Source organism: Dokdonella sp. (assembly GCF_036518555.1).
Classification (GTDB): domain Bacteria; phylum Pseudomonadota; class Gammaproteobacteria; order Xanthomonadales; family Rhodanobacteraceae; genus Dokdonella_A.
In genome coordinates this window covers 20,517-43,395 of the sequence record NZ_DATDMY010000307.1, presented here as the reverse complement: position 1 = coordinate 43,395, position 22,879 = coordinate 20,517, and the positions used below count along the sequence as shown (strand labels likewise).

19 protein-coding genes and 1 tRNA gene are annotated in these 22,879 nt (G+C 71.7%); 11 read left to right on the top strand and 9 right to left on the bottom strand.

The genetic code is table 11. The annotated features are described in order from the left end of the window. A partial coding sequence (locus tag VI238_RS16585; RefSeq protein ID WP_331653355.1) for a hypothetical protein occupies positions 1-738 on the bottom strand: 738 nt, incomplete at its 3' end. Between the two features lie 236 nt (positions 739-974). Between VI238_RS16585 and VI238_RS16580 the strand changes: the two genes are divergently transcribed. Next, entirely contained in the window at positions 975-2,303 is a 1,329-nt protein-coding gene (locus VI238_RS16580) for an NAD(P)/FAD-dependent oxidoreductase (RefSeq protein ID WP_414650081.1), read from the top strand. A 45-nt stretch (positions 2,304-2,348) separates the two neighbouring features. On the opposite strand, the gene VI238_RS16575 is transcribed toward VI238_RS16580, so the two are convergent. Further along, positions 2,349-2,642, bottom strand: coding sequence for a phosphopantetheine-binding protein (locus VI238_RS16575; RefSeq protein ID WP_331653351.1), 294 nt, complete (start codon positions 2,640-2,642; stop codon positions 2,349-2,351). An 89-nt stretch (positions 2,643-2,731) separates the two neighbouring features. Here VI238_RS16575 and VI238_RS16570 point away from each other — a divergent pair, with 89 nt between their 5' ends. From VI238_RS16570 to VI238_RS16545, 6 genes are all read left to right on the top strand, one after another. Beyond that, positions 2,732-3,730: a pteridine-dependent deoxygenase gene (locus tag VI238_RS16570; RefSeq protein ID WP_414650080.1), complete on the top strand. Its 999-nt coding sequence runs from the start codon at positions 2,732-2,734 to the stop codon at positions 3,728-3,730. Positions 3,731-3,733: 3 nt separating this feature from the next. Then, positions 3,734-4,222, top strand: coding sequence for a c-type cytochrome (locus tag VI238_RS16565; protein ID WP_331653347.1), 489 nt, complete (start codon positions 3,734-3,736; stop codon positions 4,220-4,222). Between the two features lie 55 nt (positions 4,223-4,277). Continuing rightward, on the top strand, positions 4,278-5,234 hold the full coding sequence (locus tag VI238_RS16560; protein ID WP_331653345.1) for a beta-propeller fold lactonase family protein: 957 nt from the start codon (positions 4,278-4,280) through the stop codon (positions 5,232-5,234). Positions 5,235-5,314: 80 nt separating this feature from the next. Next, the gene (locus VI238_RS16555) at positions 5,315-6,427 is read left to right on the top strand and encodes an S-(hydroxymethyl)glutathione dehydrogenase/class III alcohol dehydrogenase (RefSeq protein ID WP_331653343.1); all 1,113 of its coding nucleotides are present in this window, start codon (positions 5,315-5,317) and stop codon (positions 6,425-6,427) included. A 501-nt stretch (positions 6,428-6,928) separates the two neighbouring features. Next, positions 6,929-9,253, top strand: a complete 2,325-nt coding sequence (locus VI238_RS16550; protein WP_331653341.1) for a Tex family protein — start codon at positions 6,929-6,931, stop codon at positions 9,251-9,253. Positions 9,254-9,432: 179 nt separating this feature from the next. Continuing rightward, positions 9,433-10,239: a glycine zipper 2TM domain-containing protein gene (locus VI238_RS16545; protein WP_331653339.1), complete on the top strand. Its 807-nt coding sequence runs from the start codon at positions 9,433-9,435 to the stop codon at positions 10,237-10,239. Between the two features lie 46 nt (positions 10,240-10,285). Here the strand turns inward: VI238_RS16545 and VI238_RS16540 are convergent. The 4 genes from VI238_RS16540 to VI238_RS16525 form a co-directional block, all read right to left on the bottom strand. Then, positions 10,286-10,361, bottom strand: a tRNA-Thr gene (locus VI238_RS16540). Positions 10,362-10,457: 96 nt separating this feature from the next. Further along, complete coding sequence (locus tag VI238_RS16535) at positions 10,458-11,123, bottom strand: SPOR domain-containing protein (protein WP_331653337.1); 666 nt, start codon at positions 11,121-11,123, stop codon at positions 10,458-10,460. A 50-nt stretch (positions 11,124-11,173) separates the two neighbouring features. After that, on the bottom strand, positions 11,174-11,938 hold the full coding sequence (locus VI238_RS16530) for a type III pantothenate kinase (protein ID WP_331653335.1): 765 nt from the start codon (positions 11,936-11,938) through the stop codon (positions 11,174-11,176). Continuing rightward, on the bottom strand, positions 11,935-12,945 hold the full coding sequence (locus tag VI238_RS16525) for a biotin--[acetyl-CoA-carboxylase] ligase (RefSeq protein WP_331653333.1): 1,011 nt from the start codon (positions 12,943-12,945) through the stop codon (positions 11,935-11,937). The genes VI238_RS16530 and VI238_RS16525 overlap by 4 nt, the downstream gene beginning before the upstream one ends. A 261-nt stretch (positions 12,946-13,206) precedes the next feature. On the opposite strand from VI238_RS16525, the gene VI238_RS16520 reads away from it, so the two are divergent. The 4 genes from VI238_RS16520 (at position 13,207) to VI238_RS16505 (ending at position 19,234) form a co-directional block, all read left to right on the top strand. After that, positions 13,207-13,581, top strand: coding sequence for a hypothetical protein (locus VI238_RS16520; protein ID WP_331653331.1), 375 nt, complete (start codon positions 13,207-13,209; stop codon positions 13,579-13,581). 121 nt (positions 13,582-13,702) lie between these two features. Beyond that, the gene (locus tag VI238_RS16515) at positions 13,703-14,455 is read left to right on the top strand and encodes a M90 family metallopeptidase (protein WP_331653329.1); all 753 of its coding nucleotides are present in this window, start codon (positions 13,703-13,705) and stop codon (positions 14,453-14,455) included. A gap of 88 nt (positions 14,456-14,543) precedes the next feature. Further along, positions 14,544-16,409 (top strand): hypothetical protein, encoded by a 1,866-nt coding sequence (locus VI238_RS16510; RefSeq protein WP_331653327.1) that lies wholly within the window; start codon positions 14,544-14,546, stop codon positions 16,407-16,409. 140 nt (positions 16,410-16,549) lie between these two features. Beyond that, complete coding sequence (locus VI238_RS16505) at positions 16,550-19,234, top strand: C25 family cysteine peptidase (protein WP_331653325.1); 2,685 nt, start codon at positions 16,550-16,552, stop codon at positions 19,232-19,234. A 7-nt stretch (positions 19,235-19,241) separates the two neighbouring features. On the opposite strand, the gene VI238_RS16500 is transcribed toward VI238_RS16505, so the two are convergent. From VI238_RS16500 to VI238_RS16490, 3 genes are all read right to left on the bottom strand, one after another. Further along, positions 19,242-20,219, bottom strand: a complete 978-nt coding sequence (locus tag VI238_RS16500) for an FHA domain-containing protein (RefSeq protein ID WP_331653323.1) — start codon at positions 20,217-20,219, stop codon at positions 19,242-19,244. Next, positions 20,207-21,445: a serine protease gene (locus VI238_RS16495; RefSeq protein ID WP_331653321.1), complete on the bottom strand. Its 1,239-nt coding sequence runs from the start codon at positions 21,443-21,445 to the stop codon at positions 20,207-20,209. The genes VI238_RS16500 and VI238_RS16495 overlap by 13 nt, the downstream gene beginning before the upstream one ends. A gap of 163 nt (positions 21,446-21,608) precedes the next feature. Then, a complete protein-coding gene (locus VI238_RS16490; RefSeq protein ID WP_331653319.1) occupies positions 21,609-22,757 on the bottom strand; it encodes a glycosyltransferase family 1 protein in 1,149 nt (382 codons plus the stop codon). Positions 22,758-22,879 lie beyond the last annotated feature (122 nt).

The window sequence follows — 22,879 nt, the reverse complement described above, 5'->3', positions numbered from 1 at the left end:
AGCGCCACCGGCTTCGGCGGCGAGGCTCGCGAGCAACGCGGGCCACCGCCGCACGACGCGCGCGACGAACAGCGGCAGCGGCGCATGCGGCACGTCGCGCAGGTGCACGCGGCGGTAGGCGTACTCGAGCACGAACACGAGCGGGACGAGCGCGTAGCCGCCCGCGTGCAGGTAGACGCGCCAGGCGGGCGCCGCGAAGACGGCGGCGGGTGGCGATGCGCCGAACGCCGCGAGCACGCCGCCGGGGACGACGCAGAGGATCGCCGCGAGCACGCAGGCCTGGATGCCGAGCAGCAGCGCCCAGGCCCAGGTGAGGCCGCGCGCATAGGCGGCGACGCGCGGCAGCGCGAGCCGATCGCGGCCCTCGAGGATCGCGATGAAGCGCGCGATCAGCGGTTCGCGCCCGCGCCGCAGGGTGCCCGCGAACAGCGCGCACAGGGCCGCATTGACGAGGATCGGCAGCGCGTCGAGCGCAAGGCCGCCTTCGCCGCGTTCGGCGAGCAGGCCGAGCAGCAGGGCGAGCGCGAGCCAGGCGCTCCACGCGGCCACGCTGTGCCTGCGCAGAGCAGGCGACAGCAGCGCGCTCGCGAGCACGAACACCGCGAGCGCGGCGAGCCCCGCTCGGCCGCTGTACGACGCGGCGAACGCGAGCAGAACGTACGCCGCCACGCCGGCCAGCAGCAGGCGCGAACGGCGCGCCGGCGTGATGGACGAAGCGGCGGGAGCGGGAAGGGACACGGGAGTGGACACGCGTGGCGACGAAACGGGAGTGCGACCGGAATGTACCATGCGCCGCGCCGCGCCGCGGCCGGCAGGTCGCGCAGGACGTTCCGTCCGGCGCATGTCCGCGGCGATTCGGGGCGCGTCGCGGTGCGCCGGATGCGCGGGTCGCGCCGTCAGGGCGCGCGTGAGCCCGGCGCTCGCGGCGATCGCATCGCGTTGCGGATAGACTCGACCCGACCTTCGAACGAGGAATGCAGGCGATGGCGACCACGATCGAGTGCGACGTGCTGGTGGTCGGCGGCGGACCCGGCGGTTCGACCGCGGCGACCTTCCTGCGCCAGCAGGGACGGCATGTCGTGCAGCTCGAGAAGGACCGTCATCCGCGCTTCCACATCGGCGAGTCGCTGCTGCCGTCGAACCTGCCGATCTTCGATGCACTCGGCGTGGCGGAGAAGGTGCGCGCGCTCGGCGTGCTCAAGCTCGGCGCCGACTTCCCGTCGAAGGACGGCCAGTACCAGACCTTCCATTTCCGCCGCGCGCTCGGCAACACGCCGCCGCATGCGTTCCAGGTCAAGCGCGAGGAGTTCGACCGCATGCTGTTCGAGCACGCGCGCGAGAGCGGCGTCGACGCGCGCGAGAACGTGAAGGTCGAGTCGGTCGAACCCGGCGGCATCGGCAAGGTCGTCGCGCACGCGAAGGACGCCGCCGGTAACGCGCTGACCGTGCGCGCGAAGTACCTCGTCGACGCGAGCGGGCGCGATACCCTGCTCGGCAACGCGCTCAAGCTCAAGCGCAGGAACGATGCGCACCAGAGCGCGGCGATCTTCGCCCACTTCACCGGCGTCGAAACGCGCCCCGCCGACGATGCCGGCAACATCAGCATCTACAACTTCGAGCACGGCTGGTGCTGGTTCATCCCGCTGCGCGACGGGATCATGAGCATCGGTTGCGTGTGCCGGCCCGAATACCTCAAGCAGCGACGCGGCCGCAACGAGGAGTTCCTGCTCGCGACGCTCGCGCTGATGCCCGATGCGACGCGGCGCATGCGGGCCGCCGAGAGGGTGTCCGACGTGCGCGTGACCGGCAATTACTCGTACACGTGCGAGCGCATGCGCGGGCCCGGCTGGGTCATGGTCGGCGACGCGTGGGCGTTCGTCGACCCGGTGTTCTCATCCGGCGTCTACCTCGCGATGCACAGCGGCAGGCAGGCCGCCGCGATGGTCGGCGCCGCGCTGGACGCGCCCGCGCGCGAGGCGGCGTTGCAGGCGAAGTTCGAGAAACGCATCCGCCGCGGCGTGCGCGTGTTCTCGTGGTTCATCTACCGCTTCAATTCGCCGGTCATGCGCAAGCTGTTCGCGAGCCCGCGCAACACCTGGCGGGTGGAGGAAGGCGTGATCTCGATGCTCGCCGGCGACGTGTTCGACAGCCCGCCCGTGATGCGCCGCCTGCACCTGTTCAAGCTCATCTACGCCGCGGTCGGCGTCGCGAACCCGCGCCATTGGTTGCGCGAAATCGCCGAACGACGGCGCCAGGCGAAGGTCGCGTTCACGGGCGGCAATACGCCGGTGGATACGGCCTGAAGGCCGCGAGTCATCGCCGGCCGCCGGCTGGATGCGCGGTTGCCGCTACGCGTCGTCGCGCGTCCGATGCTGCTCGATGTGCGCCGCGAGCGCGCGCAGGCTGCCGAAGATGCGGCGGTTGTCGGGATTGTCCGAACGCAGCTGGAAGCCGTAGCGCTTGGACACCGCGAGCGAGAGTTCGAGCGCGTCGATCGAATCGAGGCCGAGGTCGCCGCCGAACAGAGCCGCGTCGGGATCGATCGCGTCCGCCTTGATCCAGTCGATGTTGAGGCTGTCGACGATGAGGTGGGCGAGTTCCTGTTCGGCGGGCGTCTGGCTGGCGGTGGCGAGGTCGGTCATGGCGGGCGTTGGCTCGGGTATTGCAGGCGGTCGGGATCGCGGCAGTGTATCATCCGCGACCCTCTCCGCCCCCTGAACATGCACCACCGATGTCCAGTCCGATGAGCCTGCCGGCGGTGCCCGTGGCGCCGCTTTCGATCCGCTACGAGCATGGCGCACTCGACGCGCTGCTCGGCGCGGACGACGTGCTCGCGGTGATCGGTTTCGGGCGTACCGCACCCGCGTCGGCCGATCCCCGCGTGCTGAGAGTCGGCCTCGAGCCGCTCGAAGCGGGCACGCGGGTGCCGTTCGAAGTGTGGCGCGGCGCGACGCCGGTGCGGCACGGTCGCGACGGCGAACTCGCCTGGAGCAGCGACGGCGAGCACCTCTTCTTCGCGATCGACGTCGACGAGGCGGCGCGCGGCGGCATCGAGGGTGCGGCCGAACACGCGTACGCGTGCCTCGGCCGGTTCGTCGCCGCGAGTGCGACGCCGCATATCCTGCGCCTGTGGAACTATCTCGACGCGATCAACCTCGGCGGCGGCGACGATGAGCGCTATCGGCGCTTCTGCGCCGGGCGCGCGCGCGGCATGGACGCCCACGTCCCATCGCGCTATCCGGCCGCGACCGCGATCGGACGCCACGACGGCGTGCGTCGCCTGCAGGTGTACGGCCTCGCCGCGCGCCACGCCGGCACGCCGGTCGAGAATCCGCGCCAGGTCAGCGCATGGCGCTATCCGCGCGAATACGGCCCGACCGCGCCGACGTTCGCGCGCGGCATGCGCACTGCGAGCGCGGAATTGCTGATCTCGGGCACCGCGGCCGTGGTCGGCCATGCATCGCGGCATGCGGGCGACATCGATGCGCAGCTCACCGAGACGATCGCGAACCTCGAGAGCCTCGCCGTCGAAGCCGGCGCACGCGCGCCCGGCCTCGACGGCCACAGCGTGATGAAGGCGTACGTGCGCCACGAAGCCGATGCGCCGCACGTCGCCGCGATGCTGCACGCGCGACTGCCGTCGCTCGGCGGCCTGCTCCTGCTCGGCGGCGACATCTGCCGGCGCGAGCTGCTCGTCGAGGTCGACGGCGTGCACGTACTGGAGGACTGAACCGTGGCGTGGCGTCGCCTCGCACGATGCAGGCCGCTCGTATTCGCATGTATCGCGCTGCTCGGCGCGTGCAGCACGTCGGCGGGAGATCCCGGCGCCGTCAGCGACGCTGCCAAGGCGGGCGGCGCGAACGAACACGGCCTCGCGCGCCTGCGCAATCCGCTCGAGGGCGATGCGCGGGCGATCGCCGCCGGACGCGACCTGTTCGCGGGCAAGGCCTGCGCGAGCTGTCACGGCGCCGACGCCCGTGGCGGGATGTGCCCGTCGCTCGTCGACCGCGCGTGGGTGTACGGCGACGACGACACCACGCTCTATCACCTCATCCGCGAAGGCAGCGCGGGCATGCGCGCGCACGGCTACGTGCGAGGCGGCGCCGCGAAGGCCGTCGGCGACATGCCACCGCTCGGCAGCGCGGTCAGCGAGCAGGAAGCATGGCAACTGCTCGCATGGATCCGCGCGCACGCGGCGGCCGAGTCCACCGGGACCCGGTGACGCCGGCGCGCGCGAGCGCGTATCGTGGTCGCCCCCTGTCGACCGCGGAGTCTCGATGAACCGGTTTCCACGCACGCTCGCCGTCGTGCTGCTGTTCGTCGCCGGCGCGACCCGAGCGGCGCCGTTCGCCTACGTGCCGAACCAGAAGAGCGGCTCGATTTCGGTCATCGACACCGCGACCGACGTGGTCGTGCGCACGCTCACCGCGGGCGGCGCGCTCGGCGACCGCGTGCAGGCGCTCGATGCCGATGCGCGCGGCCAGACGCTCTACGTCGTCGACGCCGGCCACGAGCAGCTCGTCGCGCTCGATGCCGCGACCGACCGCGTGCGCGGCAAGGTCCCGATCGGTCCCGATGCCGAAGGCGTGCGCGTGTCGCCCGACGGCAGGACCCTCGCGGTCTGCGCCGAAGGCCAGCACCAGGCGCTGCTCGTCGACGTCGCGACGTTGACGGTGAGCGCGCGCATCAAGGTGCGCGGTCGCAATCCCGAGCATTGCGAGTTCTCGCCCGACGGCGCGTTCCTCGTCACGAGCAACGAGGGCTCGAACGACCTCGACGTGATCGACCTCGCCACGCGCGCGTCGACCGGCACGATCGCGACCGCCGGCCATCCGCGCGGCGCGGCGTTCCTGCCGCGTTCGACGACGCTGTACGTCGCGCAGGAATCGGCGAACGGCGTCGACCTCGTCGATTTCGCCGCGCGCAGGAAGGTCGCGACGATCGCGACCGCCGAGCGCGCCGCGGGCGTCACGGCCGCGCCGGACGGCCGGCGCGTCTACGTCGCCAACGGCAGCGGCAGCGTGAGCGTGGTCGACGTCGCGAGCAACGTGGTCATCCGCGAGATCGCGGTCGGCAAGCGGCCGTGGAACATGGCGCTCACGCCCGACGGCAGGAAGCTCTACGTCGCCAACGGCCGCTCGAATTCGGTCAGCGTGATCGACACGAGGACGTTCGCGATCACGAAAGAGGTCGCGGTCGGCGAGCTGCCGTGGGGCGTCGTGATCGCGCCCTGAGCGCGCCCCTTCCGCGCCGCACGCGCGCGGCGGACAATGTCCGACCGCGCCGCCCCGGCGCCGACGTTGCGAGGTGATCGATGAAGACGCGTGCCGCCGTGGCCTGGGAAGCGGGCAAGCCGCTGTCGATCGAACAGGTCGACCTCGAGGGCCCGCGCGCGGGCGAAGTGCTCGTGCGCATCGTCGCGACCGGCGTCTGCCACACCGATGCGTTCACCTTGTCGGGCGCCGACCCGGAAGGCCTCTTCCCGGTCATCCTCGGCCACGAGGGCGGCGGCATCGTCGAGGAGGTCGGCGCGGGCGTGACGAGCGTGAAGCCGGGCGACCACGTGATCCCGCTCTACACGCCCGAATGCGGCCAGTGCACGTTCTGCCGCTCGGGAAAGACGAACCTGTGCCAGGCGATCCGCGCGACACAGGGCAAGGGGCTCATGCCCGACGGTACCTCGCGCTTCTCGCTCAACGGCAAGCCGATCCTGCACTACATGGGCTGCAGCACGTTCGCCGAGCACACCGTGCTGCCCGAGATCGCGCTCGCGAAGATCAATCCGGCCGCGCCGCTCGAGAAGGTCTGCCTGCTCGGCTGCGGCATCACGACCGGCGTCGGCGCCGTGCTCAACACGGCGAAGGTCACGCCGGGCTCGACCGTCGCCGTGTTCGGCCTCGGCGGCATCGGCATGTCGGTGATCCAGGGCGCAGTGATGGCGAAGGCGTCGCGCATCCTCGCGATCGATACCAATCCCGACAAGTTCGTGATGGCCAAACAGCTCGGCGCGACCGATGTCGTCAATCCGAAGGACTACGGCGAAACGCCGATCCAGCAGGTCGTCGTCGACCTCACCGACGGCGGCGTCGACTATTCGTTCGAGTGCATCGGCAACGTCAATGTGATGCGCGCCGCGCTCGAGTGCTGCCACAAGGGATGGGGCGAGTCGATCATCATCGGCGTCGCGGGCGCGGGGCAGGAGATCTCGACGCGGCCGTTCCAGCTCGTCACCGGTCGCGTCTGGCGCGGCTGCGCGTTCGGCGGCGTCAAGGGCCGCTCGCAGCTGCCGGGCTACGTCGAGCGCTACCTCGCGGGCGAGATCAGGATCGACGAGTTCGTTTCGGCCGAGCTGCCGCTCGAGCAGATCAACCATGCGTTCGACCTCATGCACGAGGGCAAGGTGATCCGCTCCGTCATCCGGTACTAGAGGGCGCTGCGTACGAACCTGCCGGACGACGCGCCATCCACCGATGACGGCGTGTTCGGGCGCGCGCAGGTGCCGGCGCTCGCCGATTACCTCGATCGCCGCTTCGCCGGCTTCACCGTCAATGCCGCGCGTGCCCGACGCCGCGATCGAGCGCATGAGCCTGCTCGCAGGCGCGAATCCCTCGGCCCCGCGCCGCCGCGCGGCGCGCGGGTCGGCCCGAGGCTTTCGCTGCAGCGGCGCGCGCCAGGCGTGAAACGCGGCGGAAAAGCAAGCCTTGACCACGCGGGGCGCATCACTACGATACGGCGCGCACGCGTCGCGTGGGCACGCTCCGCCTGCGGCTCGCCCTCGACGACGGCGCAAGCGGAGCGGGGCCGTCGCGACGACCAGCGCCTCGACGAGCGCCGCATTCCCCGGCCAAGATCACTTCGATTCCCGCTCGCGCGGGCACGACGTCATCGCGCGACACGCGCGATCGCCGTCGCCGACACAGGACGATCCATGCAGAGCATCGAACAACGCATCGCCGACGACATCGCCGCGCAGGTGGCCCAGGTGAAGGCCGCGGTGGACCTCCTCGACGGCGGTGCGACCGTGCCGTTCATCGCGCGCTACCGCAAGGAAGTCACGGGCGGGCTCGACGATACGCAGCTGCGCCTGCTCGAGGAACGCCTCGGCTACCTGCGCGAACTCGAGGATCGCCGCGCGGCGATCCTCGCGAGCATCGAGGAACAGGGCAAGCTCGACGATGCGCTGAAGGCGCAGATCCTCGAGGCCGAAACCAAGGCGCGCCTCGAGGACCTGTACCTGCCGTACAAGCCGAAGCGCCGCACCAAGGCGCAGATCGCGCGCGAGGCCGGACTCGAGCCGCTCGCGCTCGGCCTGCGCGAGGATCCGACCGTCGCGCCCGAAGCGCGCGCGACCGCGTTCGTCGATGCCGGCAAGGGCGTGCCCGACGTCAAGGCCGCGCTCGACGGCGCGCGGCAGATCCTCATGGAATCGTTCGCCGAGGACGCGACGCTCGTCGGCGCCTTGCGCGAATGGGTCTGGGGCAAGGGCCAGATCCGCGCGAAGGTGCTCGAGGGCAAGGAGAACGAGGGCGCCAAGTTCCGCGACTATTTCGACCACGCCGAGCCGATCGCGAAGATTCCGTCGCACCGCCTGCTCGCGCTGATGCGCGCGCGCAACGAAGGTGTGCTCGCCCTCGAACTCGCGCCGACCGCGGAAGCGGAGCAGGGGCATGCCGAAGCCGAGACGCGCGTCGCCGCGCACGCGGGCATCGCCGCGCGCGGGCGTGCGGCCGACGCCTGGCTGCTCGAGACCTGCCGCCTCGCCTGGCGCGTGAAGCTGCACCTGTCGCTCACGCTCGACCTGTTCTCGCGCGCGCGCGAGGCGGCCGAGGAGGAAGCGATCCGCGTGTTCGGCGACAACCTCAAGGACCTGCTGCTCGCGGCACCCGCGGGGCCGAAGGCGGTCATGGGGCTCGACCCCGGCATCCGCACCGGCGTCAAGGTCGCGGTCGTCGACGCGACCGGCAAGCTGCTCGCGACGACCACCGTGTATCCGCACGAGCCGCGCCGGCAGTGGAACGAGTCGCTGGCCGAACTCGGCGCGCTGTGCCTGAAGCACGGCGTCGAGCTCGTCGCGATCGGCAACGGCACCGCGTCGCGCGAAACGGACAAGCTCGCCGGCGAGATGATCAGGAAGCTCGGCGAGCGCGCGAAGATCGCCAAGATCGTCGTCAGCGAAGCGGGTGCGTCGGTGTATTCGGCGTCCGAGGCCGCGGCGAAGGAGTTCCCCGACCTCGACGTCTCGCTGCGCGGCGCGGTGTCCATCGCGCGCCGTCTGCAGGATCCGCTCGCCGAACTGGTGAAGATCGAACCGAAGGCGATCGGCGTCGGCCAGTACCAGCACGACGTCAACCAGGCGCGGCTCGCGCGCGCGCTCGACGCCAAGGTCGAGGACTGCGTGAACGCGGTCGGCGTCGACGTCAACACCGCGTCGGCGCCGTTGCTCGCGCGCGTCGCCGGTCTCAGCGGCAGCGTCGCCGAGAATATCGTCAAGTACCGCGACGAGCACGGCGCGTTCCCGACGCGCGCGGTGTTGAAGAAGGTGCCGCGCCTGGGCGACAAGGCGTTCGAGCAGGCGGCGGGGTTCCTGCGCATCCCGCACGGCGACGACCCGCTCGACGCGGGCGGCGTGCATCCGGAAGCGTATCCCGTGGTCGAACGCATCCTCGCGCGTTGCGGTCGCGAGGTGAAGCAGCTGATCGGCGACGGCGCGTTCCTGCGCACCTTGCGCGCGGAGGACTATGTCGACGAACGTTTCGGGGTGCCGACCGTGCGCGACATCCTGCGCGAACTCGAGAAGCCCGGCCGCGACCCGCGCCCGCACTTCGTCGCGCCCGCGTTCGCCGACGGCGTCGAGGACCTCAAGGACCTCGTCGTCGGCATGGTGCTCGAAGGCCGCGTGACCAACGTCGCCGCGTTCGGCGCGTTCGTCGACATCGGCGTGCACCAGGACGGCCTCGTGCACGTGTCCGCGCTGTCGCACTCGTTCGTGCGCGATCCGCGCGAAGCGGTGAAGGCGGGCGACATCGTCAAGGTCAAGGTCATGGAAGTCGACCTGCAGCGCCAGCGCATCGCGCTGAGCATGCGCCTCGACGACGTGCCCGGCGAAGCGCGTGCCGGCGCGCGCCCACCGCGCGACGAGCGCGCGGGTGAGCGCAACGGGCGTCGCGACGCGCCGGCACGCAAGCCCGCGAGCGCACCCGCGCCCACCAACAGCGCGTTCGCGGATGCGTTCGCGCGCGCGCGCAAGAACTGATCCCGGGGACCTGAAGAGCCAAGCGGTTGCTCATGGATCGGCGGCCGTGCCGAACACACGCGGTGGTTTCCTTCGCTGAACGCGTTACCTGAGCGCAAGCCGAACGGAAATTCGCCTATCCGCGAAGCACGCCGATCCGCGCCGTAGACTGCGGCGGGAGTTACCGTCCGGATGACGCCATGAACACGTACACGATGCTCAGCAAGATCACGCTCGCCGCGGCGCTCGCCGGCGCGCTCGCCGGATGCGGCGACAAGCCGCCCACCGCGAACGCGGATGCGAACGCGCCCGCCGATGCCGCAGCCGCACCCGCACCTGCGCAGCAACCGCCTGCGCCCGCATCGGGCCAGGGTCTCACTGCGCGCGAGATGATTTCGGCGCCGCGCGGCAGCGTGCCCGCCGCGCAGGACGCGCATGGCGATGCCGCGCCGGACGCCGAAGCGCCGTCGCCCGGGACCGCGCGCGCGAACGCGGATGCCGAATCGCCCGCGCCGCGTGCGCCGATCGCCGGTCGCGCCGAGCCGACCGCACCGCCCGACGACGCCTCGCATGCCGCCGGTACGCGCTACGCGAACGTGATCAGCGTGCAGCCGGTCAAGCAGAAGGCGACGCGCGGACGCGAGGAATGCCGCGACGAGCGGATCGTGCACAAGCGCCGACCGAAGGACGACCACCAGGTCGCGGGCACCGTCATCGGCGCGCTCGCAGGTGGCGTGATCGGCCACCAGGTCGGCGGCGGGCGCGGCCGCGACCTCGCGACCGTTGCCGGCGCCGTCGGCGGCGGTTACGCGGGCAAGAAGATCCAGCAGGGCCAGCAGGACCGCGACACGTACACGACCACCGAGCGTCGCTGTCGCAGCGTGAGCGAGCCGGTCGACGACGTCGCCTACGATGTCGTCTACGAATACCTCGGCCAGACGCACGAGGTGCGCCTCGACCACGATCCGGGCGAACGCCTCGAATTGCCGGTACGCGGCGTCGAATAGCCGATGCGCGCGGGCGGGCGATCACATCGGGGATCGCCGACGGGAGTGGTGCCGCTTATCCGACTCGAACGGATGACCTACCGCTTACAAGGCGGTTGCTCTACCAACTGAGCTAAAGCGGCACGGCGTCCGATTCTAGCAGCAACGTGCGATGCGGCCCGGCACGGCGCCCCGCTGCGCGGATGCCCTCCCGTCGACCGCGCGGTTCGCTGCCGGTGTCAGTACGCCACGCAGCGCGTCGGCTCGACCCGGGCCTCGCGCGCGCCGGCGACGCGGCTCGCGAGGTCGGGGGGTTCGGCGCCCGCGAGCGCGAACTCGAGCCAGTAGACCGGCAGGTCCTCGGTGCGCGTGTTGACCTTCGGCGTGAAGCCGAGCGCGGCGATCTCCGCGCGGCGGCGCTCGGCGTTGCCCTGGTCGCGGAACAGGCCGAGCGAGATCGTGTTCTGCTGGTCGCCCGCGGTGACGACGTAGTAGTCGTGCACGCCCTTGGCGGCGAGTTCGCGCGCGGTCGAAAGCGCCTGTTCGCGCGTCGGCATCGCAGGCAGGTAGACCCAGTAGCCGCGCGTCTGCGTCGCGTGCTCCTCGCGCGTGCGGATGCGCTTGGTCAGTGGCGTGAGGACGTTCATCGCGGCGCGCGCGTCGGCCTGGGTCGGGAACGGACCGAAGCGGCGGCACTGGTCGTTGGCGAGATCGGCCGGACTCTCCGGTGCGCTCGCGAGTTCGGCATGATCATCGGCATCGCGCTCGGCGAGCAGCTCGAGTCGCGGCACGCCCGGATCGGTGGCCGGCATCGCCTCCGGCTGCGGCCGGTTCGCGAACGCGAGCCAGCATGCGCCGCCGAGGTTCAGCGCGAGCAAGAGCAGGAAGAGGACGCGGACGAACATGGCGACGGTCGGGTGCGCGGCGATCGGTCGATTCTAAGCGACGGGGCAGCCTAGTCGTCCGCCGGCGCGCCCGCCGCCGCGGCGTCGCCGGCCCAGAGGGCGAGTCCGTGCAGCACGAGGTCGTGCACGCGCTCGACCGGCGCGAGCAGCGGTTCGAGCTCGTCCGCGCCGCCGCCGCCGAGGAGGATCGGCGGCAGCGTTTCGCCGGCGGCGACGAGGCTCGCACGGAAGCGCTCGATCGCGCCGGCCGCGGCGTACAGCGAACCGGTCACGACCGCGTCCGCGGTCGAGCGCGGCCGCTGGCTGAACTGGCCGCCGCGCGCGTCGACGCGTGCGGTGCCCGCGACGACCGCGAGGCGCATCGCCTGCGGGCTCGCCACGATGAGTCCGCCGAGATGGCTGCCGTCCGCGTCGAGCGCATCGATCGTGAGCGCGGTGCCCGCGCTGACGAGGACCTGCAGTCGCGCGTGGCGCGCATGCGCGGCGGCGAAAGCGAGGAAGCGGTCGACGCCCAGACGCTCCGGCTGCGCGTACGCATTGCGGATGCCGAGTGCGGCGGCCGGGCTGCGCACGAAGCGGGCGGCCAACCCGAAGCGCTCGCGCACGAAGGCGGCGAGCTCTTGCTCGTGCGCGCTCGATACCACGCTCGCGATCCAGGCCGACTGCACGCGCGCGAGGCCACCCCATTCGCGACGCAGCTCCGCGACGAGCGGCACGTCCGCGTGCGCGAACACGCCGCCCGGCCGCAGTTGCCCATCGGCCGCGACGCTCGCCCACTTCAGGCGCGTATTGCCGAAGTCGACGAGCAGCTTCATGCGCGCACCCGCAGGCTGACTTCGCCGGCATCGACGCTTTCCTCGCCCGCGGCGAACGCGACGCGCAGCGCGCCGCGCGCGTCGATGCCGCGCGCGATGCCATGGCGCCGCTCCGCGCCGCGCACGACGTCGACTTCGCGGTCGCGCAGCGCGTCGTGGCGCGCATAGGCATCGGCGAACGCGGCGAAACCATGTTCGGCGAAGCGTTCGAGGGCGGCGACGAGGTGGTCGAGCAGGCTCGCGACGATGCGCGTGCGCGCGGGATCGTGCACGAGCGAAGCGAGGTCGATCGCCGCCTGGTCGATCGCCGCCGCGGCGGCGCCGAGGCGCAGGTTGATGCCGAGCCCGATCACCGCGTGGCAGGGGCCGAGTGCATCGCCACCGAGCTCGACGAGGATGCCGCCGAGCTTGGCGTCGCGCGCGACGAGGTCGTTCGGCCACTTGAGCGCGACGTCGCCGACGCCGCAGGCGGCGAGCGCGTCGATCGCGGCCACGCCGACGGCGAGGCTGAGGCCCGCGAGCGAAGACATGCCCGCGTCGAACCGCTTGAGCAACGACAGCGCGACGCCGCCGCCGAGCGGCGTGTGCCAGCGGCGGCCGCGCCGGCCGCGCCCCGCGGTCTGGATCTCGGCGAGGCACGCGAGCAGGTCGCGTGGATCGTGTTCGGCGCGACGCAGCAGCTCGCTGCTCGTCGAGTCGAGCTGCCAGTGCACGGCGAGTTCGCCGAGGCGCGCGCGCGTCGAAGGCGCGAGCGCACGGCGCAAGACCGCTTCGTCGAGCAGCTCGAGCGGCGCGGCGAGGCGGTAACCGCTGCCGGCCCGCGCTTCGATCGCGACGCCCGCTTCGCGCAGGCGCTCGACCTGCTTCCACACGGCCGCACGCGAGACGCCGAGGCGTGCGGCGAGCGCGCTGCCGGACAGCGCGCGCTGCGCACCGAGTTCCACCAGCACGGTACGGGCGCTCGGCTCGCCGGCTGCGATCGAGGGGCGGGTTCGTGGTTCGGTCACGCGGGCGGCGTCGAAGGGCGGGCGGATCCGCAGTGTAGCCGCGCTCGGCGAGCACGCGCCCCGCGGCAGCGTCCGGCCGACTGTCCGCGAGTGTCCGGCCGTGTCCGATGGACAGCCTCGGCAGCGCGCCGAACGCGGCCGGACCGTGCCGAAGGGCACTGGCACGCCTCGTGCTTCCTCGTGGGCGGGGCCGACTGGAGTCGGGATCGGGATCGTGCGAGCATTGCGGCTTCCTCGGCCGCGCCGCGAGGGAACCCTGCCATGAACAAGACCGCCATTTTCTTCGCCGTCCTCGGCTGCTCGATCAGCGCCGCGGACGTGCGCGCGCAGAGCGCGCCGCTGCGCGGCGCGGGCCTGCTCGCGCTCAATACGGTCGACTCGAAGGCATGCCCGACCGTGGTCGAGCGCATCGACACCGGCGGCGGCTCCGGCGGATCCACCGGCGCGCGCGCGCTGCGCGGCGGCGACGCCACGCCGCGGCCGACGCAGAGCGGATCCGAAGAAAACGCGGTCGCGCCGACGCCCGATCCGCTGCCCAAACCGATGGCGAGCGGCGACCCGTCGGCGCCCGCCGCGGCGACCCCGAAGCGTCCGAGCTATCGCTGGCAGTCGCTGGTGCCCGGCGCGATCAAGTGAGTCGGGCGCGGATTCGTCCGTGCAGGCCACGCACGGTCGACCCTGCGGATTGCGCCGACTCCGGTGCCTTCCTCGCGCACCGCAACGCGCGCGTCGTCGCCATCGACGTGACGGCCTCTCGATGGGCTGGCTGACGCGGCTGCGCGATGCGCTGCAGCCGCCCGTGCGCATCGCCGATGCCGATTGGGACGCGCTGCTCGCCTCGTCCGCGCTGTTCGCGCGCCTGCGCGACGCCGATCGCGATGCGCTGCGCGCGTCCACGGCGCTCTTCCTCGCCCGCAAGTCGTTCAGCGCGGCCGGAGGCCACGTGCTCGAGCCCGCGCATGCGCTCGCGATCGCCGCACTGGCGAGCCTTTCGGTGTTGCATCTCGGCCGCGACGCGCTCGCGGGCTGGCACGAGGTGATCGTCTATCCGGGCGAGTTCCGCGTGAGGCGAGAACACCACGACGAGCACAGCGGCGTGGTCACCGAAGGCGACGACGTGCTGATCGGCGAAGCCTGGGAGCGCGGGCCGCTGATCCTTTCATGGGCCGACGTCGCGACCGACCTCGCGCATCCGTTCGACGGCTTCAACGTCGTCGCGCACGAGATGGCGCACAAGCTCGACCTGCTCGACGGCGCAATGAACGGCGTGCCTGCGCTGCCGCGGTCGATCGCGCGGCGCGAATGGATCGACGCGATGCAGGCCGGCTTCGACCGGCTCGAGCGCGCGGTCGCGCGCGGGCGCGACACGTTCATCGACCCGTATGCGACGGAGAGCGCGGAGGAGTACTTCGCGGTCGTCAGCGAACTGCATTTCTCCGACCCGGCCGGGCTCGCGCGCGCGGAGCCCGCGGTCGCCGCGTTGCTCGCGCGCTACTACGACGGCGGCTGAGTCCGGCACTGATAGGTTCCAACGCCGTTCCGCGTGTTCATCGGGTGGCGGCAGACCGCCGTCGTCATCCACGCGAACGAGGACCTGCATGCGCGGACTCCGCACGATACGCGGCACGATCGCCGCCGGGCTGCTGGCGACAGCGCCGCCCGCGGCGCTGGCCGACTGGCAATGGGCCAATCCGCTCCCGACCGGCAATCTCGTGCTCGGCGTCGCGCACGTCGGCGGACGTTACGTCGCGGTCGATGCGGCCGGCATGGTCGAGACGTCGACCGACGGCATCGACTGGGCCGTGCATGCATCGGGCAGCGCGTCCGTGCTCGAGGACATCGCGTGGGACCGGCAGCAGTTCGTCGCCGTCGGCTGGGGCGGCGAGGTGCTGACCTCGCCCGACGGCGATGCGTGGACACACCGGGATTCCGGCTCGAGCGACGACTTGTGGGCGGTGACCTGGGGCGGCGGCCAGTTCGTCGCCGTCGGCGGCACGTTCGGCAGCGGGGCGATCCTGACCTCGCCGGACGCGATCCACTGGACCGCGCAGGCATCCGGTTCACTCAGCGACCTCAGCGCGGTCGCGTGGAACGGCAGCCGCTACGTCGCCGTCGGCCGCAACGGCGTGATCCTCGCCTCGAGCGACGGCGCGCTCTGGACGCCGCAGGTTTCCGGCACGAGCAACCGGCTCACCTCGATCGGCTGGAACGGCGCGCTCTTCGTCGCCGCCGGCGAAGGCGGGCTCGTGCTGACCTCGCCCGACGGCCTGGCCTGGAACACGGCGCGCGCAGAGGACGGCAACTACATCGACGGGCTCGCATGGTCGGGAACCCGCTTCATCGCGGTCGGCGACGGCGGTCTCGCGCTGACCTCCGCGGATGGCGCGAGCTGGACGCCGCAGGCGACCGGCACCGGCGACAACCTGCTGTCGATCGCCGCGGGCGCCGACGGCCTCGTCGCGATCGGCCAGCGCGGCACCTTCCTCACGTCCCCGGACGGGTCGGACTGGACCACGCGCTCGCAATCGGTCACGTCCGACTCGATCACCTCGCTCGTGTGGGACGGCACGCAGTATGTCGCCGTCACCGACGCCGGCGCCGTCGCGCGCTCGGCCGACGGCAGCCGCTGGGACGCGCAGGCCGGCGCGTTCGCGGCGATGCCGACCTCGATCGCGTGGGGCAACCGGCGCTTCGTCGTCGTCTGCATCGACGGCTCCGTGTATACCTCGCCGGACGCGACCGACTGGACGCTGCAGTCGTCCGGCACGAGCGGCAGCCTCAACGCGGTCGCCTTCGGCAACGGCCTGTTCGTCGCGGTCGGCGTGATCGGCACGCCGCCGTCGGGCACGCACATGGGCGTCGGCATCATCCTGACCTCGCCTGACGGCGTCGTCTGGACCGAACGCGCGAGCCAGGCGGACGTCGGCGACGCGATCCTGAGCATCGTCTGGAACGGCGAGCGCTTCGTCGCGGGGGGCAGCCGCCGCGACCTCAACGGCGACCACGATCCGACGCCGATGTTCACCTCGACCGACGGCGTCACGTGGACGCGCGGCCTGCTCGATCCGATTCCCGGCCCGGGCGTGGCCGGCATCGCGTGGAACGGCCACCGGTTCGTCGCGGTCGGCGACGAAGCGGCGCTCAGCGGCGACCCGCGCTCGATCGCGACCTCCGACGACGGCCTCGCCTGGAGCTATGCGTCGCTGCCGCCGTCGCCGAATGCGGGTGGACTGACTGCCGTCGCCTGGACCGGCAGCCGCTTCATCGCCGTCGGCGGTTTCGGCGCGATGCTGGGTTCGGCCGACGGCCTCGACTGGCAACTCGAGCCGGCGGGTACGACGGGATTCTTCCAGGCCGTCGCGTCGAATGGCCGCAGCTGCGTAGCGGCGGGCATCTTCGGCCTGATCCTGCACGACGACACCTGCGCCGACAGCGTGTTCCGCGACGGCTTCGACGCGCGTTGAGCCGATCGGGTGCACGGCACGGCATGTCCGTGCCGCGCATCGTTGCGGCGCCACGCAACTTCGGTTGCCTCCGCGCGGTCCGAGCGGTAGCCTGCCTGCTTTGAACCTTATGCGCGGGCCTGTTCCGCGGACCCGCTCCCATGTCCATTCGATCCATTCCGCGCGCGCTCGCGCCCTTCGTCGCGCTCGTCCCGCTGTTCGCGTCCGCCTGCGAGGGCGAGCTGCACATCGAACTCGAGCACGCGGGCGTGTATTCGCTCGACCATGCGGCGATCGTCGCCGCCCAGCCCGGGCTCGCCGACTGCGCCGCCGACGAACTGTGGCTGCGACAGCGCGGAAGCGAAGTACCGTTGCACGTCGTCGCGCGCGGCGCGCGCTTCGCCGACGGCGACCGCATCGAGTGGATCGGCAAGCGCCTGCACGGACCCGAGAGCTGGTACGACCCGTACAGCGTGAACAACGTCTACGTGCTCGGCGCGGGCGCCGGCGCGCATGCGCGCATGCGCGTCGTCGAGGCGCGCGGCGAGGGGCGCGCGGCGCTCGAGCGGCGCGTCCATCTCGAGCAGGAAAACCTCATGATCCGGCTCGACCAGGCGCAGCAGAAGCCGGGCGAGGAGCCGGACGTGTGGCAATGGGCGAAGTTGACCCACGTCGACCCGCAGCCGTTCGAGCTGCGCTTCGACCTCGCCGACCTCGACGTGCGCGGCGGCAGCGCGCACCTCGCACTCACGTTCCGCGGCCTGTCCGAGCTCACGCGTCCGCGCAAGGGCGCGGTGGAAGCGATCGACGACCATGCGGTCGAGCTGACGCTCGACGGCCAGCCGCTGCCGACGCAGCGCTGGAACGGCCGCGACGAGGTGCGACGCGAGATCGAGCTGCCCGCTTCGCGGCTGAAGGCGCGCGACAACCTGCTCGTGATGCGCGTGCCCAAGCGCACGCTGCCGTGGGCGGCGACGCAGGTGGCGGTCGACGTCGTCATGTTCAACGCCATCGAGGCGCGCTATCCGGCCGCGGGCAACCTCGACGCGCCGGCTCCGCTCGCGGTGCGCGCCGACGATGGCTCCGCGCTCCAGCTCGACGCGAGCGGCGACGAGGCGCCGGCGTTGTACGGCGACGACGGCGTGCTGCGGCTGCCGCGCGCGCTCGGCGGGCGGCGTTTCGCCTACGCACCCGCCGCGACGGGTGTCGAGCTCACGCCGGCGACGTCGCACGGCTTCGCCAAACCGGCGTTCCTGCGAGCCGTGACCGGCGCGCAGTGGCGCGCGCCCGCGCAGGGCTACGATTACCTCATCGTCGCTCATCCGCGCCTGCTCGGCGCGATCGAACCGCTCGCCGAATTCCATCGCAAGCGCGGCCTGTCGGTCGCGGTGCTCGACATCGACAGCGTCTACGACCAGTACAACCACGGCATCACCCACCCGCAGGCGGTCCGCAACCTCGTCGATGCGGCGTGGCATCGCTGGCCCTCCAGACCGCGCTTCCTGTTGCTCGTCGGCGACTCGAGCTTCGACATCCGGCACGAGACGTACAACGACCTCGCGTACGCGAAATGGACCGATCGCGAGCTGCTGTTTCCCGGCCACTTCGGCGCCGTGCCGGGCGGCACGTACGCGAATGCGCCGAAGAAGCTCGCCGATCGCAACCTCATTCCGACCTGGCAATACCCGTCACCGGAGGGCCAGTCCGCGAGCGACAACTGGTTCGGCGCGGTCGACGGCGACGACTGGCATCCGGTCGTCGCGGTCGGCCGCTTCCCGGTCGTCGAGCCCGACGAAGTCGCCGCGATCGTCGACAAGACGATCACGTACCTGTCCAAGCCGCAGCTCGGCGCGTGGCGCCGCGACGTGATGTTCATCGCCGACGAGGTCGACACGTTCCAGCGCGCTTCCGACGAGATCGCCGGCGCGCTCGGCAAGGAAGGTTTCCTCGCCGACAAGGTCTACGCCAGGCCCGAGATCACCGAGAACGTCGTGCACCAGCGCGCGATCCACGACGGTATCGACGCCGGCCGCCTGCTCGTGCACTTCATCGGTCACGGCGGCCGCTACATCTGGCGAACCGGTCCTCCGGACCTGCGCAAGAACAACGACCTGTTCACGCTCGACGACGTCTCGAAACTCGGCAATGGCGGCCGCCTGCCGATGGTGCTGTCGATGACCTGCTATTCGGCGCCGTTCGACAATCCGACCGAGGATTCCATCGGCGAGCGCTTCCTGCGCGAGAAGGACAAGGGCGCGATCGCGGTGTTCGCCGCGTCGTGGCGCAACTCGCCGTCGCCCGCATTCAGCAAGGACGTGATCGCCGAGCTGCTCGAGCCCGGCGCGACGATCGGCGAGGCGATCGTACGCGCGAAGAAGCGTTCGCAGGATCGCGTCCTGGTCGAGATGTACAACCTGCTCGGCGACCCCGCGGTCGTGCTCGAGCGACCGCACGACGAACTCGTCGCCGCGTTCGACGGCGATCGCTGGAATCCCGGCGTGCGGGTCGACCTCAAGCAGGCCGCCTTCGACGGCGAGGTCGCGGTCGACTGGCTCGCCGCGGACGGTCGCAAGGTCGCCTCGTCCAGCTACACCGCGAAGGCGACGCGCTTCCGCCTGCCGCTGCCCGACGCGACGACGGATGAAGTGACCCAGGTTCGCATCTACGCCGCGTCGCCGACGAGCGGCCGCGACGCGGTCGGCGGCGCGGCCCTGTCCGCCGCGTCGACGCCGACCCTCGGCGCGCGCATCGCGGCCGCCTGGAATCGATGGCGGAACCCGGCGCACCCGTCGGAGCGACGCGAAGACACGATCGCGATCCTCGACTTCGACGGTCCCGCGCGCTGAGCGCGATTCAGTCGAGCGACATCGAGGCGGCGTCGTCGCCGGCCGGTTCCTCGCTTCGCGCCTCGTCGAGTCGCGCCTTGAGCGATGCCGCCCCGTCGAAGAACGCATCCGGCGTGCGTTGCGTCGCGAGCCTCAGCCATGGCGGCGCGAGCCGCTGCAGAACCACCGCCTGGCCCCAGTTCGCGTTGCGGTCGGCGATCGTGAACGACTGCGTCGCGATCGCGAGCGTCGCGAGCGCGCCGACGACGATCGCCTTCAGGCGCAGGCGTTTGGCGCTGACCACGCGCAGGTGGGAGAAACAGGTCGCCGCGAGCGCGATCCATGCGCCCGCCCACGCATACAGCGCGAGGCGCGGCCACGACAGCGCGAACGCGACGAGCTCGCAGAGCGGATCGTACAGGCTGTAGGCGAGCACGCCCGCGGCCGCCACGAGCAGGTGCGCGCCGAAGCGCGCATGGCCGCCGAAAAGGCGCGAGACGAGCGCCCATGCGGCCGTCCACAGCGCGAGCACCGTCGCCAGCGCGAGCGCGCCGGTGACGTAGCGGATCAGCTTCGGTTCGCCGGTTTCGCCGCGCCACTGCTCCAGCAGCGCCGCCAGCACGACGAGCGCGACGAGCACGAGCGCGGCGGGCCACGGCGACCGGCGCTGCAACGGAACTTCCGGCGCGACCTCCTCGTCGCCCCGATGCAGTCGCACGAGGCATTGGCCGACCTGCAACGTCACGTGCGGCGCGAGCGCGACCTGCTCGCGCCGGCCACGCTCGCCTTCGACATGCAGTCCGTTCACGCTGCCGAGGTCGTGCGCGGTCCAGGCGCCGGCCTCGTCGCGCTCGATGCGCAGGTGGTGCGCCGCGACGTGCGGGTCGTCGAGCACGATGTCGTTGTCCCACGCGCGCCCGAGCGTGAGCGAGGCCGCGTCGACGCGCTGGCGCAACGCGTGCTCGCGATGGCGCGCCACGACTTCGATCCAGGTCACTTCGCCCATGCGACGCCCTCCAGGAAACGACGCCCGAGCGTCAGCGCGTTGTCGTAGGCGATGCCCTGGACGACGAGCCGCGACACGAGCGCTTCGCGGTCGCGGTCCTGCGTGACGAGCGTGAGCGCGACGTCGTAGATGTCGGCGAAGTCGCGATAGGCGCGCGCGCACCAGATCGCATGCAGCGCGGGCGAGGCGGGCGAGGCGGCGACGAAGCGCTCCTCGCATTCGGGACGCGTGAGCCGCTTGCGCTGCCACGCGCCGGTGAAGCCGGCCGAGCGGTAGATCGGCAGCAGCGAGACGAACGTCGCGAACTGGAACGAATCGAGTTCGCTGCTGCGCACGTACGCGTGGCTGAACTGCGCGCTGCCGCTCTGGATGTCCTCGGCGACGAACAGCGCGCTCGGCGTGCTGCAGGTCGAGCCGTCGACCTGCGCGCGAGGCTTCGGCGACTTCTCCGCGTTCGTCTGCGCCCAGCAGTTGAACCACGGCGCCTCGCTTTCGGGCGCGAGATACGGCCCGAACGCGGTCGTGCGCCAGCCCTTGGCGATGAGCGCGCCGTAGAAGCCGGCCTGCCATTCGAGCAACTGGCGGTCGATCTCGTCGCGCACCGCGGCGATGCCGATCGGCGGGCCGCTGCGCGCGCGTTCGACGAGTGCCGCGGCCTTGCGCGCGGGCACGAGGAAGCTCACGAGCTCGCCGTCGAGGCGCTTGGCGACGTTGACCCCGACCACTCGGCCCGACGCGTCCACCGCGGGGCCGCCGCTCATGCCCGGATTGATCGCGCCGGTGAAATGCACGCGTTCGTTGTAGCTGCGTTCGACGAGCCCGTTCCACGTACCTTCGACGATCGTGAAACCGAGATCGAGCGGGTTGCCCATCGCATACGCGCGTTCGCCGCGCGGCAGCTCGCCCTCGAGCGCGCGCGGATCGAACGCGAGGTGCGGCAGGTCGGTGCCGTCCAGTCGCACGACCGCGAGGTCGTTCGCGATGTCGATCGCGAGCAGCTCGAGCGCGCCTTCGCCACCGTCGGGCCGCTTGAACTCGAGCCGGTAGGTCGTCGGCTCGAGTGCGAACTGCGAGACGACGTGGTAGTTCGTCACGGCGAGGCCGTCGGCGCCGACGAGGAAGCCGGAACCGATCGACGACTGTCGCCCGGCCGCCGCGACGAGCGTGCGGATCTGCAGCAGGCTCGGGCGCGCCGAGGCATAGACGCGTTCCGCCGCAGCGGACACCGTAGCCTCGCCCGCGGCGGATGCCGCGGGCGCAGCCGGTCGGGCAGGCACCGGCTCCGTTTGCGCCGACGCGGATCCGGCGAGGGTCGCGAGCAGCAGCAACGCCGGCCAGCGCCGCGTAAAGGCAGGATCCATCATCGACTCCATCGGCGAGAGTCGCAGCCTATAGCACCTCGCGATAGACCGCGACCGTCTCGTCGACGCAGCGCGACCAGCGATAGCCTGCCGCGCGCGCGACGCCGGGGCCGACGATGCGCGCGCGCCAATCGCGGTCCTCGAGCAGTCGCGCGAGGCCTTCGCGCAGCGCCGCCTCGTCGAGCGGGTCGACGCAGAGGGCGACGTCGCCGCGTTCGCCGCGCACGATCTCGCCGAGTGACGAGCCGACCGACGTGAGCGTCGGCACGCCGCTCGCGAGCGCTTCCAGCACCGGCAGGCCGAAGCCTTCGTACAGCGAAGGGAACGCGAATGCGTGCGCGGCCGCGTAGAGCAGCGGCAGCTCGGCTTCGTCGACGTAGCCGAGACGGCGCGCCTCGCCCGCGGATTCGAGCGGCGCGAGCGTGCGTTCGAGCTCGTCGTTCAACCAGCCGCGCGCACCGACCACGACGAGCGGGTGGCGCCGACGCTGCACGGCCGGCAACGCCGCGTACGCGCGCGCGAGGCGCGCGAGGTTCTTGCGCGGTTCCTGCGTCGCGACGACGAGCAGGTAGTCGAGCCCGTCCAACCCGTGCCGGGCGAGCGCGGCCGCACAGTCCGCGCGCGCGCGCGGGTGATAGGCGGCATCCACGCCGAGCGGTACCACGCGCAGCTTCGCGCGCGGCACCCCGAGCTTCGCGACGATCTCGTCGGCGATGAAGTTCGAGTCGGTGAGAACCGCGGCGGCCTGTTCGAGCGAGCGCGGCAAGTGTCGCTCGAGGAAGCGCACGCGCTCGGGCGGATGCGTCTCGGGGTGGTTCAGCCAGGAGAGATCGTGCACGGTCGTCAGCGAGACGCCCTCGAACGGCATCAGTACGTAGTTCGGCGTGTGCAGCAGCCAGTCGCGCATGCCGCGGGTATGCCGGCGGAACAGCGTCGAGCGCATGCGCGTGTACAGCTCGAGCGCGGCGCCCTTGAACGGCACGTGGCGCCGCACGGCCGCGATCGTGCGGTTGGCGCCGAGCGCGTGCTCCGGATCGTCGACCCAGCGGTAGGCCGAGTACAGGCGCAACGCGTCGACGTGCGCATGACGCTCGAGCCCGCGCGCGAGCTCGAGCGCATATCGGCCGATGCCGGTCAGCGGCGCGGTGATCGCATCGACGTTGAGGATCACCCGCATGCGAGGGTCGCCGTGTTCGGAGCGAAAAGATTGAAACACGAAGGACACGAAGGACACGAAGAAGGCAAATTCCGACGGCGTTCAATCGCATGCCCGTGTGCAATCGTATCCGTCCGGCACTC

What these genes read in the sequence shown, in the direction of transcription:
- VI238_RS16580 (WP_414650081.1), top strand. Translation starts at nt 975, where the DNA reads ATGCAGGCGATGGCGACCACGATCGAGTGCGACGTGCTGGTGGTCGGC.
- VI238_RS16575 (WP_331653351.1), bottom strand. Translation starts at nt 2,642, where the DNA reads ATGACCGACCTCGCCACCGCCAGCCAGACGCCCGCCGAACAGGAACTC.
- VI238_RS16570 (WP_414650080.1), top strand. Translation starts at nt 2,732, where the DNA reads ATGTCCAGTCCGATGAGCCTGCCGGCGGTGCCCGTGGCGCCGCTTTCG.
- VI238_RS16560 (WP_331653345.1), top strand. Translation starts at nt 4,278, where the DNA reads ATGAACCGGTTTCCACGCACGCTCGCCGTCGTGCTGCTGTTCGTCGCC.
- VI238_RS16555 (WP_331653343.1), top strand. Translation starts at nt 5,315, where the DNA reads ATGAAGACGCGTGCCGCCGTGGCCTGGGAAGCGGGCAAGCCGCTGTCG.
- VI238_RS16550 (WP_331653341.1), top strand. Translation starts at nt 6,929, where the DNA reads ATGCAGAGCATCGAACAACGCATCGCCGACGACATCGCCGCGCAGGTG.
- VI238_RS16545 (WP_331653339.1), top strand. Translation starts at nt 9,433, where the DNA reads ATGAACACGTACACGATGCTCAGCAAGATCACGCTCGCCGCGGCGCTC.
- VI238_RS16535 (WP_331653337.1), bottom strand. Translation starts at nt 11,123, where the DNA reads ATGTTCGTCCGCGTCCTCTTCCTGCTCTTGCTCGCGCTGAACCTCGGC.
- VI238_RS16530 (WP_331653335.1), bottom strand. Translation starts at nt 11,938, where the DNA reads ATGAAGCTGCTCGTCGACTTCGGCAATACGCGCCTGAAGTGGGCGAGC.
- VI238_RS16520 (WP_331653331.1), top strand. Translation starts at nt 13,207, where the DNA reads ATGAACAAGACCGCCATTTTCTTCGCCGTCCTCGGCTGCTCGATCAGC.
- VI238_RS16515 (WP_331653329.1), top strand. Translation starts at nt 13,703, where the DNA reads ATGGGCTGGCTGACGCGGCTGCGCGATGCGCTGCAGCCGCCCGTGCGC.
- VI238_RS16510 (WP_331653327.1), top strand. Translation starts at nt 14,544, where the DNA reads ATGCGCGGACTCCGCACGATACGCGGCACGATCGCCGCCGGGCTGCTG.
- VI238_RS16505 (WP_331653325.1), top strand. Translation starts at nt 16,550, where the DNA reads ATGTCCATTCGATCCATTCCGCGCGCGCTCGCGCCCTTCGTCGCGCTC.
- VI238_RS16500 (WP_331653323.1), bottom strand. Translation starts at nt 20,219, where the DNA reads ATGGGCGAAGTGACCTGGATCGAAGTCGTGGCGCGCCATCGCGAGCAC.
- VI238_RS16490 (WP_331653319.1), bottom strand. Translation starts at nt 22,757, where the DNA reads ATGCGGGTGATCCTCAACGTCGATGCGATCACCGCGCCGCTGACCGGC.